Origin of the sequence: Granulicella paludicola, from assembly GCF_025685545.1 — a bacterium.
GTDB classification, from domain to species: domain Bacteria; phylum Acidobacteriota; class Terriglobia; order Terriglobales; family Acidobacteriaceae; genus Granulicella; species Granulicella paludicola.
Genome location: NZ_JAGSYC010000025.1, coordinates 820,618 through 834,398, shown reverse-complemented (window position 1 = coordinate 834,398; position 13,781 = coordinate 820,618). Strand labels below are relative to the sequence as shown.

The 13,781-nt window shown below is 59.2% G+C and carries 10 protein-coding genes; 8 read left to right on the top strand and 2 right to left on the bottom strand.

Annotation, left to right across the window (positions count from 1 at the left end):
* The first annotated feature begins 68 nt into the window (after nucleotides 1–68).
* From OHL14_RS15265 to OHL14_RS15255, 3 genes are all read left to right on the top strand, one after another.
* Nucleotides 69–572 carry an Hcp family type VI secretion system effector gene (locus OHL14_RS15265; protein WP_263380216.1) on the top strand — a complete coding sequence of 168 codons (504 nt, stop codon included), beginning with the start codon at nucleotides 69–71 and terminating at the stop codon, nucleotides 570–572.
* A gap of 18 nt (nucleotides 573–590) precedes the next feature.
* The gene (locus OHL14_RS15260; RefSeq protein WP_263380215.1) at nucleotides 591–1,712 is read left to right on the top strand and encodes a DNA polymerase III subunit; all 1,122 of its coding nucleotides are present in this window, start codon (nucleotides 591–593) and stop codon (nucleotides 1,710–1,712) included.
* Nucleotides 1,713–1,958: 246 nt separating this feature from the next.
* Nucleotides 1,959–2,363 (top strand): hypothetical protein, encoded by a 405-nt coding sequence (locus OHL14_RS15255; RefSeq protein ID WP_263380214.1) that lies wholly within the window; start codon nucleotides 1,959–1,961, stop codon nucleotides 2,361–2,363.
* Between the two features lie 292 nt (nucleotides 2,364–2,655).
* On the opposite strand, the gene OHL14_RS15250 is transcribed toward OHL14_RS15255, so the two are convergent.
* On the bottom strand, nucleotides 2,656–3,657 hold the full coding sequence (locus OHL14_RS15250) for an L-threonylcarbamoyladenylate synthase (RefSeq protein ID WP_263380213.1): 1,002 nt from the start codon (nucleotides 3,655–3,657) through the stop codon (nucleotides 2,656–2,658).
* A 256-nt stretch (nucleotides 3,658–3,913) separates the two neighbouring features.
* Between OHL14_RS15250 and OHL14_RS15245 the strand changes: the two genes are divergently transcribed.
* The gene (locus OHL14_RS15245) at nucleotides 3,914–4,498 is read left to right on the top strand and encodes a class IV adenylate cyclase (protein ID WP_263380212.1); all 585 of its coding nucleotides are present in this window, start codon (nucleotides 3,914–3,916) and stop codon (nucleotides 4,496–4,498) included.
* A 244-nt stretch (nucleotides 4,499–4,742) separates the two neighbouring features.
* Here OHL14_RS15245 and OHL14_RS15240 read toward each other — a convergent pair whose 3' ends face one another.
* Entirely contained in the window at nucleotides 4,743–5,687 is a 945-nt protein-coding gene (locus OHL14_RS15240) for an energy transducer TonB (RefSeq protein ID WP_263380211.1), read from the bottom strand.
* Between the two features lie 302 nt (nucleotides 5,688–5,989).
* Between OHL14_RS15240 and ileS the strand changes: the two genes are divergently transcribed.
* Genes ileS through OHL14_RS15220 form a run of 4 tightly spaced genes read left to right on the top strand, consistent with a single transcriptional unit; the run spans nucleotide 5,990 to nucleotide 13,773 of the window.
* Entirely contained in the window at nucleotides 5,990–8,896 is a 2,907-nt protein-coding gene (ileS, locus tag OHL14_RS15235) for an isoleucine--tRNA ligase (RefSeq protein ID WP_263380210.1), read from the top strand.
* Complete coding sequence (gene lspA, locus OHL14_RS15230; RefSeq protein ID WP_263380209.1) at nucleotides 8,896–9,381, top strand: signal peptidase II; 486 nt, start codon at nucleotides 8,896–8,898, stop codon at nucleotides 9,379–9,381. The genes ileS and lspA overlap by 1 nt, the downstream gene beginning before the upstream one ends.
* Before the next feature lie 3 nt (nucleotides 9,382–9,384).
* Nucleotides 9,385–12,411, top strand: a complete 3,027-nt coding sequence (gene uvrA / locus OHL14_RS15225; RefSeq protein ID WP_263380208.1) for an excinuclease ABC subunit UvrA — start codon at nucleotides 9,385–9,387, stop codon at nucleotides 12,409–12,411.
* Nucleotides 12,412–12,435: 24 nt separating this feature from the next.
* Nucleotides 12,436–13,773: a tetratricopeptide repeat protein gene (locus tag OHL14_RS15220; RefSeq protein WP_263380207.1), complete on the top strand. Its 1,338-nt coding sequence runs from the start codon at nucleotides 12,436–12,438 to the stop codon at nucleotides 13,771–13,773.
* Nucleotides 13,774–13,781: the final 8 nt, after the last annotated feature.

Below are 13,781 nucleotides of genomic sequence, written 5' to 3'. Positions count from 1 at the left end.
AAAACCCTGATATTTCGCAGGCACTCACGCCGGGACACCTATACACTCCTCACACAAGGAGCAACCCCATGGCACTGAACGCCTACATGACCATCAAGGGCCAGAAGCAAGGAAACATCAGCGGATCGGTAACGCAGAAGGGACGCGAAAACACGATCCTCGTCCACTCCTACAGCCACGAAATCATCAGCCCGCGCGACCCCCAGTCGGGATTACCCACCGGCCAACGCATGCACAAGCCCTTCGTCATCGTGAAGCAGATCGACAAAAGCTCCCCGCTGCTCTGGATGGCTCTCATCAATAAAGAAAACCTCACCAGCTGTCAGCTCCAGTTCTTCACCACTGCGATCGCGGCCTCCGGCACAGCCGCAGCGGAGCAACAGACCTACACGATCACCCTCACCAACGCCAGCATCTCCGACATCCACGAGTCGATGCCCAGCAACGTCGACCCCTCCCAGGTCCGGCTCCCTCTGCAGGAGGAGGTCTCCTTCACCTACCAGAAAATTCAGTGGACCTGGACCGAAGGCGGCATCACCGCAGGCGACGACTGGGAAGCTCCGGTAACCTAGTACAAGAGGTTTTTTGGCTTGGTCACCTTTGAAGAATTTGTAGGAAACTCCCACACGGTCGAAGGTCTGCGCGCCGCCATCGCCGCAGGCCGTCTACCGCGCTCCATGATCCTCCTCGGCCCCCGCGGCGCAGGCAAGTACACCCTCGCCATCATGCTCACCATGGCGCTCGAATGCCAGCTCCAGCCCCGCGAGCTTTCATCTGAAGGTCGTGAGCTCGCCAGCTTCTGCGGCACCTGCCGCAACTGCACCCGCATCGCCGAAGCCGCCGACCTCGATGCCCGCATCGAAGAAGCCGTTACCGTCCGCGAGGACATGCGCGAGACCGACAAAAAAGACACTCGCGTCCTCGTCCAGACCCACCCCGACGTCCTCGTCATTCCGCCCGACCCGCCGCAGCTCCTCATCAAGCTCGGCCAGATCCGCACCATGATCCAGCGCGCGCAATACCTGCCCACCGAGGCCCCCGCCAAGGTCTTCATCCTCACCTCCGCCGCCTTCATGAAAGAAGCCGCCAACTCGCTGCTCAAGCTTCTCGAGGAGCCCCCGAATTACGTCCACATGATCCTGCTCGCTGAAAACCTCGGCGAACTTCTCCCCACCATCCGCTCCCGCTGCGGCGTCTCCCACCTTGGAGCCCTGCCGATGGAAGAGATCTCCTCCATGCTCGCCAAGCGCCGTCCCGAGATGAACCGTAGCGAGCGCGATCTCACCGCCCGTCTCAGCGAAGGTGCCTTTGGTCGCGCCCTCGGCTTCAACCTCTCCGAGTACGCCGCCGCCCGTGCCGATGCTCTCACGATTCTGCAGGGTGCCGAGCGTGGCGGCGACCACTCTGCCCTCTTCAAGATGACAGAAAGTTATCGCGCCGGAGCCGAAGGCCAGGTCAAAACAACCTCGCTCCTCCGCGCCTTTTCGAGCGTCCTCGAAGACATGCTTTTGCTCCAGTCCGGCGCAGGTGACCGCATTCGCAATATCGATAAACGCGCAGACCTTCAGCGCATGGCCGATACCTTCAGCTTTGACTGGATCGAATCCGCTGTTCGCGCCATGGATGCCGTTCAGAGCGGCCTCCGACGCAACCTCTTGCGCTCCTTGAGCTTGGACGCGCTCGCTGTAGAATTAGAAGGCGCAGGCCGATAGACCTGCCCTCTCGGCCCATTTTGAGACATTTCGGGCGGCTGGGCAGTCTAACCATACAAATCAAACGCCACAGAGCGTCTTTGCATCCTACACTCAGGCAAAGAAATCACACAGCTGAAGATTCAGGAACACAAGGTAGGTCGCAATCGTACTGGTGTGTGTGCCATACAGGCCGCCACAGTACATTCGCGCATCCCGCAACATGCGGTAGAAACGCTAGCGACGGAAAGAGCAAGGGGGACAAATTTGATCGAGACTAAGGGACCGGCAACGAAGACAGCAGCCAGCCGCAAGGAAGACAACACGTTCAACGGAACGCGGAAGCTGATTCGCCCGCATCTTTCGCTGATCGAGCGCAAGCGCGATCCCGTGCATGTAGAAGATCCGCTGACGCACGCGAACATCGACGGCTACTCCACGCTGGAGGCCTCACACGCCGAGGCGTTCTACTTCCAGAAACAGATGCAGCAGCAGACCGAGATGCTCGTCGTGATGGACGACGGCGAAGAGCTTCGCGGCATCATCCAGTGGTACGACAAGGGTGCCATTAAGCTACTCGTCGGCCGCAACCGCGTACTCATCTACAAGAATGGCATCAAGTACCTCTTCAAGGCCAGCGAGGCCTACCCCGCCGGCAACATCATGAAGTAGCCGCACCACCCCTTGTTGTCAGTCCATAACGCACCATCGGCCCATAGCGCACCACCCGCTTCTTTTTCACTCCGTAGCACGTCCCCTATTTGTCCTTCCGTAAGCGCATCCCCCTTTTTGTCATTCCGTAGCGCAGCGGAGGAATCTGCATTTCGTCCCAGGACCCCCACAAATCCGGGTGCCCCATCTTCGCGGCAGTTTCGTCGCAGCTAAGCCGGGGCCCCCGGCGAACGTCCTTTGTTCGTTGGGGTGGAACGTGGGCATCGCGCCCCGCGCGACGTTTCACCCGACGCTACTTCGCCATCGCGGCCTTCCGCAACCTATCCCGCAGCGCATCCCCCACCCCGCCCGCCGCAGGCAGCGGACAAACAATCACATCCACTCCGCGATCATCCAACTCCCGCAGCCCGGCAAACAACCGCGCAGCGAGCGTATCCAAATCCTCCCACCGTCCCCACTGATACACGTCTGCCCCGGCAGGCGCCTGCCATCCCTCCGGCAGCATCACGCCAGTCTTCGCACCCACCTCCGGCGCCTCCACCCAAGGCTCCACCAGCATCAGCGTAGCCCGCGGCGCATAGTGCCGAATCCCGACTCCCGGCGACGGCAATGACTCAGGAGCCGCCACCACCCGCGCAGGCTCGTACACCGTTACCTCAACCCCAGTCGCCGCCGTCAGCTGCTCCGCCGTCACCGCCCCCGGTCGGTACAGCACCATCGGCGTCTGCGTCGGATCGAGCACCGTAGACTCAACCCCCACCGAGGTCGGTCCCGCGTCCAGCACCGCATCGATCCGTCCCTCCAGATCGGCCAGCACATGTGCCGCCGTCGTCGGGCTCGTATGCCCGAAGCGGTTCGCGCTCGGTGCGGCGATGGGCAGATTCGCCTCTCGCAACAAAGCCAGCGCCGCCGGATGCGAAGGAATCCGCACCCCCACCAACTCCCGCCCCGCCGTTACAGCATCCGGAATCGCCGCACTGCGTGGCAACAACAGCGTCAGCGGCCCCGGCCAGAAAGCTGAAGCCAGCGCCAGCAGCCGATTCGCAAACTGCGGTGGGACCACCGCAACCTGGCGCAGCTGCGCGACACTCGCGATGTGAACGATCAGCGGGTCCCACGAGGGCCGCTGTTTCGCCTCAAATATCCCTGCAACAGCCTCCGTCGAAAGAGCATTCGCGCCCAACCCGTAGACGGTCTCGGTAGCAAACGCCACCAACCGTCCCGAACGAAGCAGCTCAGCCCCCTGAATGATCTGTTCCGGCTTCTCCGCCGACAAATGAAGCGTTTGTTTCATACCTCCGTTCATCCTAGCCGAAGCCTGCAACAAGAGCGCTTCCAAACTCTTAGCTCATACACTCATAGCTCTAAGCTGAACAGAAACCGCGCCACGACTTCTGCGTTCTTCCTCTGCGTTCAAGCCCTTGCCACAGCGACATGCGAAGCACGAGCCCGTCCCCTTACAACCACGACCTTTTCCCAAAATCTCACAACCCAAGCCATTTCCCGGCATTCCACAGCGATCTCCCCAGGACAGGCGTAGACTTCACCGTATGCAGGCTGCGGAGATCGAGCTGAAGTTTCCCGTGGCGGATGTGCGCAGACTACGCGCCTCCGCTCTAGCGCTTGGGTTCGAGGTTCTGACCGAGCGGACGTTCGAAAGCAACACTCTGTACGACTCTACCGACCGTGCGCTGCGCGTGAAAAAGCAGATTCTCCGCCTTCGCAACTACGGCGGCATCTGCACCCTCACCCACAAACGCAAAGCCGACATGAACGACACCGACGTTCATTACAAGACCCGCATCGAAACCGAAAGTGAAGTCCAGGACTGCGAGGCTATGGCCGAGGTCTTCGCCCAGCTCGGCTACCTGCCGGTCTTCAAATACGAGAAGTTCCGCACAGAACTCGCCCACAATGGCGGCAAGCTCGTCCTCGATGAAACCCCCATCGGCATTTGGGCCGAACTCGAAGGCGAGCCCGCCTGGATCGACTCGATGCTCGCCGGCCTCGGCATCGCCGAAAGCGACTGCATCACCGACAGTTATGGCAAGCTCTTTACCAACTGGAAGGAAGAGACCCGCAGCCCAGCTGAAAACCTCACCTTCGATGAAGTAGCCATCGCTGTAGCTGGATAGCTCTGCAAAGCAACAAACCTCTATCAGTAGATGAAGAGTCAGCTATATCTACAGCTGTTGAGCGACTTGACAACCACCCCTATTGACAGCCTTGATAAACTACGTACAGAAGAAGAAGAAAAGGCCCGGAGCTTATCCGGGCCTTTTCTTCAAGTTCCAATGGGTCATCCAGCATCCGACCTAACCCATCTTGAATGAATGCTTTGAGTACTAAGTATGGGGGGAGGGGGGGTACCCGACCCCGTTAGAAGATCTGGAAGTTTACGTCGATGGAAAGCTCAACCTTCACAGGTTTTCCGTCCTTGGTCGCAGGCTTGAACTTGTACTGACGAACAGCTTCGACAGCCTTCTCATCAAGTCCCATTCCAACTCCCCGCGCAACACGAACATGCGACGGATTTCCCTGCTCGTCGACGATCAGATCGACCACGACGTTTCCAGAGAACTTGGCCTTGCGAGCCTCTTCCGAAAACTCGGGATCGACCTGCGACAGAATGCTCGGAGGCCGAACTCCGCCGCCGATGTGATAAACACCGCCACCAGTATTTCCGCCCGAACCTGGCCCGATCCCATTGCCATTTCCCGATCCGATTCCGCCGCCACTGCCGGTTCCAAGCGAGCCAACCGCAGCAGAAGGAGCATTCGGCATCCCGAGATTTGGCATGTTGTTGGTCGCCATCTTCAGGTCAGGCTGAACGACAACAGTCGGCTCGACAGCGAGCTTGGGCGGAATCGTCGGAGGAGCTTTGGGAGGAACAATCTGCTTTGTGTCTAGCTTTGGCAAAGCGCCCTTGGTGACGGGAGCAAGATCATGCGCACCACCGCCGCCGCCAATCTGATCCTTCGCTGGCGGAAGAGGCGGCGGAGGCGCGGTCAGAACGGTGACATTGACCTTTGCGGGCGCCGCAATCTGAACGCCCTTGCGAATCAGGAGCGCAATAAGAAGAATCAGCAGCGCATAAAAACCGATGGAGAGGCCGACGGATTGCGGACTCATCTTCGTTGCCATGCGGTCGGGCACAGCGATAGGAGTCGACTCAAGGACGAGAGGCGGAAGTTTCTCCGGGAAGAAGGCGTCGCGAACGTTTGAGATAAGGGAGGCGAAGATGCCTTCTTCCTTGATCTCGCCGCTGATGCTCAAGCCGGTGCCTGGGTTTCTGATAGTTCCGATCGTATCTTTTTCAGCCATAGGATTGAGTACGAGGGTGATGCGCAGAGCTTATAGGGTGCGAATTCACTTGCAACATTCTACAAACATTGAAACAGGATTTGTCTGCGAAGGCCTGCTGGCTCCTCAAGGTTAGACGCAAAGAGTGTGGAAGATGTCTCTTTGCGAGTTTTGGTGAGGTCAAGATGGGGAGCTTTCGGAGGTTCGGGTGGAAGACCCGGGGACCAATCCGGTACGAAGAGCCTAAGCGATTTACAATAAAGGTTTGCGCGGTAAGCCGCTGGGGCTGCCTGCCTGCACCTGCACGATGAGATGGAGCCTGGATGTCGGAAGAGACGAAGGTACAAGTTAAGAGCGCCGAAAAAACTGGCCTGAAGAGCACCCTGAACCTGCCGAAGACTGAGTTCGCCATGAAGGCGAACCTTCCGCAGAATGAGCCGGCGAGGCTGGCGGCGTGGGACGCGGCCGGGCTGTATGAACAGATTCGCGAGGCACGCAAGGATGCGCCGAAGTACATCCTGCACGACGGCCCTCCGTATGCCAACGGAGCGATTCACCTGGGTCATGCGCTGAACAAGTGCATCAAGGACTTCGTGGTGAAGACGAAGACGATGGCCGGGTTTGACGCTCCGTATGTGCCGGGCTGGGACTGCCACGGGCTGCCGATCGAGATCAAAGTAGACGAGAAGCTGGGCGGCAAGAAGCTGGAGATGGATCCGGTTGAGGTTCGCCAGGCCTGCCGCGAGTACGCGTCGAAGTTCATCGACCTGCAGCGCTCGCAGTTCAAGCGTTTGGGAGTGCTGGGTCGCTGGGAAAAGCCATACCAGACGATGGACTTCGAGTATGAGTCGAAGATCCTGGAGACGTTTTATGGGTTCTACGAGAAAGGCTTCGTCTACAAGGGACTGAAGCCGGTGTACTGGTGCTCGCACGACCGCACGGCGCTGGCCGAGGCCGAGGTGGAGTACGAGATGCACACCTCGCCGAGCGTGTACGTGCGCTACAAGCTGACGAGCGATGCATCAGCGATCGATCCGAAACTGAAGGGCCGCGAGGTCTGGACGATCATCTGGACGACGACTCCGTGGACGCTGCCGGCGAGCATGGCTGTGGCGTTCGGGCCTGAGGTCGATTACGTTGCGCTGGATGACGGCCAGAATGTGTATGTAGTCGCCGAAGCGCTGGCCGCGCAAGTGATCGAGAAATGCACGCTGATGGGCGATCTGAAGAATGCGAAAGAGATTGCAAAGTTCGCGGGAGCGAAGCTGGACCGCGTCACCTTTCAGCATCCATTCCTCGATCGTTCGATCCTCGGTGTGAATGCCGATTATGTGACGACGGATCAAGGTACAGGCGCAGTGCATACGGCACCTTCGCACGGTCCAGATGACTTTGCGACAGGTGTGAAGTACGAGCTTCCGCTAACGTGCAACGTGGATGCTCAGGGCAAGCTGCGGAACTACGAAGGGCAGCCGTTCGACGGGCTGTTTGTGCAGAAGGCGAACTCCGTCATCAAGCAGGTGGTGCAGGAAAAGGGCGCGCTGATGGGCGAGTTTGATCTGCATCATAGCTATCCGCACTGCTGGCGCTGCCACAAGCCGCTGATCTTCCGGGCGACGGAGCAGTGGTTTATCGGCATGGAGACGCCGGTGCTTTCGCCGAAGGCGGACGGTAAGAATGTGACCTTCCGAGAGCGCGCGCTCGATGAGATCAGCCGCGTGACCTGGGACCCTTCGTGGGGTGAAGAACGGATCAGCAATATGATTGCGACGCGGCCTGACTGGTGCATCAGCCGTCAACGCATCTGGGGTGTGCCAATCGCGGTGTTCCTCTGCGAGAAGTGTCATGAGCCGCTGAACGACGGCGCGATCAACAAGAGTGTCGTGAAGTTATTCGCGAAGGACGGAGCGGATGCGTGGTACTCGCGCTCGGCGGAGAGCCTTCTGCCGAAAGGAACGAAGTGCCCGAACTGCAGCGGCACGGAGTTCCGCAAGGAGATGGACATTCTCGACGTATGGTTCGAGAGCGGCGCGAGTTGGCACGCGGTGCTCGAGGTTGAACCGGAGTTGAGCTTCCCTGCCGATCTCTACACAGAGGGCGGCGATCAGCATCGCGGATGGTTCCATTCGTCGCTGCTTTGCGCTGTAGGACTGAAAGACGCTGCGCCCTACCGGATGGTGGCGACGAGCGGATGGACGCTCGATGAGCAGGGTCGCGCGTTCTCGAAGTCGCTGGGCAATGGTGTCGATCCTGTGGATGTGGCGAACCGGCTGGGCGGCGAGATCATTCGGTTGTGGGTTGCAAGCGTCGACTTCCGCGAGGATGTCGCTGCGAGCGAAAACCTGATGCAGCGCGTGAGTGAGAACTATCGCAAGCTGCGCAACACGCTGCGATTCCTGCTGTCGAATTTGGACGGCTTCGATCCGGCGACGGACGCTGTTGCGTGGAGCGAGATGCAGCCGTTGGATCAGTACATTCTGGCCCGCACAGCGGAGCTGGACGCGGCGATTCGCAAAGCGTACGACGAGTTCGAGTTCCATCGCGCGTATCAGGCGCTGAACGAGTTCACGAACACCGATCTGAGTGCGCTATACGCGGATGTGGTGAAGGACAGGCTGTACACACTGGCTCCGAAGAGCGTGGGCCGGCGGAGCGCGCAGACGGCCATGTGGCGGATTGCGGAGGCGATGACGCGGCTGATTGCGCCGATTCTTTCGTTCACCGCGGATGAAGTATGGCAGCATCTGCCGAAGACGGCGGACCGCGCTAGCAGTGTGCATGTGGCGCTGTTTCCGACGGTGATGGAGATTGTTCCCGGTAGCGTTGCGGGGATCGAGCGCGAGTGGGAACAGTTGTTGCAGGTGCGGTCGTTAGTGATGCTCGAGCTGGAAGCGATGCGCGCGGCGAAGACGATCGGCAAGAGCCTCGAGGCGAGCGTGACAGTGATTGCGACGGAAGGTTCCGATGAGGCGATCGTGCTGCGCAAGTATGAGTCATCGTTGGCGGAGTTTTTTAATGTGTCGCAGGCGACGGTGCAGCTGGTCGGAGCAAGCAAGCAGCAGAAGACTGTCATCATTGAGGCCGGTGTTGCTGACGGCTCGAAGTGCGGCCGTTGCTGGCGCGTGGTTCCGGATGTGGGTAGCGATGATCGCTGGCCCGAGGTTTGTGCGCGTTGTAGCGAGGCGCTGGAAGCGATTGGTTTTGCACCGACGCAGGGAGATGGTAAGTAATGCGGGATAAGCGTTGGTTGATGCTGCTGATTGCAGCGCTGGTTGTGGTGGCAGATCGTCTGTCGAAGATCTGGGTGGTGCAGCACATCAAGATGGGTGCTGCGATCACGGTTTGGCCGAAGGTGTTTCGGATCACGCATGTGCTAAATTCCGGCGCGGCTTTCAGCATGTTTGAGGGTGCGAAGCATCCCGAGATGGTGCGAAACACGCTCATCGGTTTCTCAGTGCTGGCGGTGGTTGTGGTGCTGGTGATGATCTGGCGCATGGGGCCGAGGCTTTCGGCGACGTCGGTTGCGCTGGCGTTGATTATGGGTGGGGCGATCGGGAACATGTACGACCGCATCAAGCTGCACTACGTCGTGGATTTTCTCGAGGTGCATATTTATCACTACCACTGGCCGGACTTCAATGTTGCGGACTCAGCGATTGTGGTGGGAGCTTGTTTATTGCTGCTGGAGATGCTGAAGCCGCAGAGGAGTCACTAGAGCATGGCAGTAGCGACGGCGAACGACAGCATCATCATTCGTGGGGCTCGGACGCATAACCTAAAGGGCATCGATGTGGAGATTCCACACAATGCGCTGACGGTGGTGAGCGGCGTCTCGGGTTCGGGCAAATCGTCGCTCGCGTTCGATACGGTGTATGCCGAGGGTCAGCGACGGTATGTCGAGAGCCTGTCGGCGTATGCGCGGCAGTTTCTTGAGCGCATCGAGAAGCCGGATGTCGACTTCATGGATGGGCTGGCGCCAGCGATCGCGATCAAGCAGAAGAACCAGACGCGAAATCCGAGATCGACGGTGGCCACGGCTACGGAGATCTTCGATTATCTGCGGCTGTTGTTTGCGCGGTGCGGAACGGTGACGTGCCTGCACTGCGGCGGCGTAGTACGACGCGACTCGGTCGATGAGATTGTGACGCGCGTGCTGGCGGCGCTCGATGGGCAGCGGGTGTATGCGCTGTTTCCGATTGTGCGGACTGAGGTGAAGCTCGAAGCGCTGCAAGGGCCGATGGATGCTGAGGGGGGCGAAGCTGCGATCGTGGCTGCTCCAAAAAAGCCGGCGAAGAAGATCATCGCCTCAAAAGGTAAGAAACAGGTCCTTCGCTCCGCTCAGGATGACAATTTCAATAGTCTGACCGAGAGTTTGAAGGAGCGGCTCGGAGAGCTGCGTAGGCGTGGGTATAACCGGCTGTGGCAGGCGGAAGGCGAAGGTGCTGGAAAGATCGTGGAGTTCTCTACGCCTGAGAGCCTGCTGGAGCTGGATTTTTCGAAGCCGATTTATATTCTGGCTGATCGTCTGGCGTTGAGTGCTGAGGTGCGGTCGCGACTGGTGGACGCGATCGAGACCGGCTATCGCGAAGGCGGCGAGATCGTGTTTCGCACTGTGCCACGTGAGGATGGGGGAGAGGCGAGAACGCTGCGGTTTTCAGCGGCGTTCGAATGCGAGACGTGTCATCGAGCGTATCGCGAACCGGAGCCTCGACTGTTCAGCTTCAACAATCCGTTTGGGGCTTGCCCTCGCTGCCAGGGATTTGGGAACACGATTGACTTCGATCCGAACCTGATTGTGCCGGACCGCTCGAAGACGCTTGATGATGGAGCGGTCGATCCGTGGACGAAGCCGAAGTATCGTGCGATGCATGGCGAGATGAAGCGCGCTGCGAAGAGCGAAGGCGTGCCGACAAATGTTCCGTGGTTTGACTTGACCGATGCGCAGCGGATCTTTATTGAAGAAGGCCGCGGCAGCTGGATGGGGATCCGCGGATTCTTCGCGGACCTGGAGCGGAAGAAGTACAAGCTGCATGTGCGCGTGTTCCTGTCGAAGTATCGCGGCTATGCAACGTGTCCGGATTGCCGTGGACAGCGGCTGCGAGCTGAGGCTCGCGCGGTGCTGCTTGAGGGCAAAAACATCTGCGAGCTGTGCGCGCTGACGATTACGGAAGCAGAGGCATTCTTCGATGAGCTAAAGCTGAGTACTTCTCAGATGGAAATTGCGGGCAAGATTCTGGAAGAGGTGCGTCAACGGGTTCACTTCCTCGAACAGGTGGGGCTTGAATATCTGACGCTAGACCGTTTGAGCTCGACGTTGAGCGGCGGTGAGTCGCAGCGGATTCAGCTGGCGACGAGTCTTGGATCGCGGCTTGTGGGCGCGTTGTATGTGCTAGATGAACCCTCGATTGGGCTGCATACGCGTGACACAGCCAAGCTGATCACTATCATGGAAGAGTTGCGCGATCTGGGCAATACGATCCTTGTGGTGGAGCATGATCCCGATGTGATTCGGGCGGCGGATCATCTGCTCGATCTGGGCCCGGGTGCCGGTGAGTTGGGTGGACAGCTACTGGCTGCTGGCACGGTGGAAGAGGTTAGCAAAAATAAGAACTCGATTACGGGCAAGTACCTGAGCGGACGCGCGAAGATTGCCGTGCCCAAGCTGCGGCGTGAACTGGGGCGCGAGAAACTGTTATTGAAGGGTGCGCGTATTCATAACCTGCGTGGTGTCGATGTTGAGATTCCGCTCGGTGTGCTTTGCTGCGTGACGGGTGTTTCGGGTTCGGGCAAGTCGACGATGGTGCACCAGGTGTTGTATCGAGCGCTGATGCAGGCGCTTGGACAAGCTGAGGGTTCGGAACGTGGACAGCAGGAGACGAGTGGGCTGTATCGCGAGCTTTCGGGAACGCAGTACCTGACCGATGTCGTACTGGTGGATCAGTCGCCGATTGGACGCACACCGCGCTCGAATCCTGTGACGTACATCAAAGCGTTCGATGCGATTCGAGAGCTGTTTGCGGCGCAGCCGGATTCTCGGCGCAAGTCACTAACGGCTGGATCGTTCAGCTTCAACGTTCCGGGTGGCCGCTGCAATGTTTGCGAAGGAGACGGCACGGTGACGGTGGAGATGCAGTTCCTTGCTGATGTAGAGCTGCCATGCGAAGAATGCAACGGAACGCGTTACAAAACGTCCATCCTTGAGGTGAAGTACAAGGGCAAGAATATCCACGAGGTGCTGGGCATGACCGTCCGCGAGGCGCTGGTGTACTTTGCCGGTCATGCAAAGATCGTGGACAAGCTGGCAGTGTTAGATGAGGTTGGACTGGGTTATGTGCGGCTGGGACAGAGTGCCACGACGTTAAGCGGAGGTGAGGCCCAGCGCGTAAAGCTGGCTCAGCATCTGGCGACGGTGCGTTCAGGTTCGGATATGAGCGCTGCTCGCCTGGAGGCTCGCAGGGCTACGAATCGGGTCCTGTACATCCTGGATGAGCCTACGACCGGCCTGCACTTTGAGGACGTGGCGACGTTGCTGGCCGCATTCAACAAGCTGATTGATGGCGGCGCCTCTCTGCTGGTGATCGAACACAATCTTGACGTGATCAAGTGCGCGGACTGGGTAATCGATATGGGGCCGGAGGGCGGTTCGGGTGGCGGCAAAGTTGTGGCTGTGGGCACTCCGGAAGAGGTCGCGAAGGTGAAGGAGTCTTACACAGGACACTGGCTTGGGCCAGTGTTGAAGCAGTGAGTAGATAGTAAGGAGTAGTGCGTAGTGAAAACGGTAAAACTGACAGCGGCGGTAGGGGTGGTGATGTTTGCCGCTGTGGTGGGGTTTGCGCAGGACCTGCCGCCGGGGACGCATAGCGTCGATGACCACTCGGCTGAAAACGCGGCGAGTGCGCAGATTGCAGAGGCAGAAAAGCTGCTGGAGCATGGGGACTTTGCGGGGGCTGAGGCGAAGCTGACAATCCTTGCAGGCAATCATCCGAAGGATGCTCGCGTTCAATATGACCTGGGCTTTGCGGCGGACCACAACGAGCATGATGAGGTTGCAGCGAAGGCATACGCGGCTGCGATTGCGGCCGACGACAGCCTTGCGGAACCGAAGGTTGCTCTGGGCCTGTTGGATGCTCGTGCGGGCAGAAGTCAAAAGGCGAAGGATGAGTTGCTGGCCGCTGCGAATACACAGATGGCACCAGCGGAGCTGCGTGGGCGAGCATTTCGAGCATTGGCTAGTTTAGACGATGGTGAAGATCCTATCGGAGCGCAAAATGCGCTGTTTGCCGCGCTGAAGCTGACACCGGAGACGCCTGCAGATGTGTTGCTCGGGGCTGAGTTGAGTGAACAGATGGGGGAGCCTGCGCTGGCTGAGACGGCGTTTCGGCGGGCACTTACACTGACTCCTGAAGATACGGAGGCAACGGCTGGGCTGGCGCATACCCTGGCGCAGCAGAAGAAGCTGGATGAGGCAGATACGGTGGTGACGCAGGGGTTGAAGGAGCATCCGGGCGATCCGCGACTGGTGGCGCAGGCTGTGCCAATCTATGCGGCAGAGAATAAGGCCTCCGCTGCGATTCCGATGATGGTCGAGCTACGTGCGAGCGATGCCAAGTTTGCGGCGAATGCCGAGATGACCAAGGTGCTGGCGCATCTGTATGAGACGCAGAACGACGAGGCGAGTGCGGAGAAGCTGTACCTCGAGCTTGCCGCAAAGACGCCGAATGATCCGGCGTTGCTGGATGATCTGGGCTCGGCTGAGGTGCGTCTTGAGAAGTATGCGCAGGCGCAGGCCGTGCTGGCAAAGGCATTCGCTATGCGCAAGGAGTTTGACGACGACGATGCGTGGGGAGAGACGGCTGAGCATCTGGCGTTCTCGGCTTCGAAGAACAAGGACCCGAAGACGAGTCTGATGGCGCTTGCGGCCCGGTCGACGGTGCTGCCGGATTCCCCTTCGTCTCTGTTTCTGGAGGCGATCTCTCATGATGCTCTGCATCAGGTGAAGGAGGCGCGGGCGAGCTATAAGGCGTTTCTGGCGGTGGCTGGCGGGAAGTTTCCGGACCAGGAGTTCGAGGCGAAGCATCGTCTTGTAGCGTTGGAGCATGAGCACTAATAGCGGAG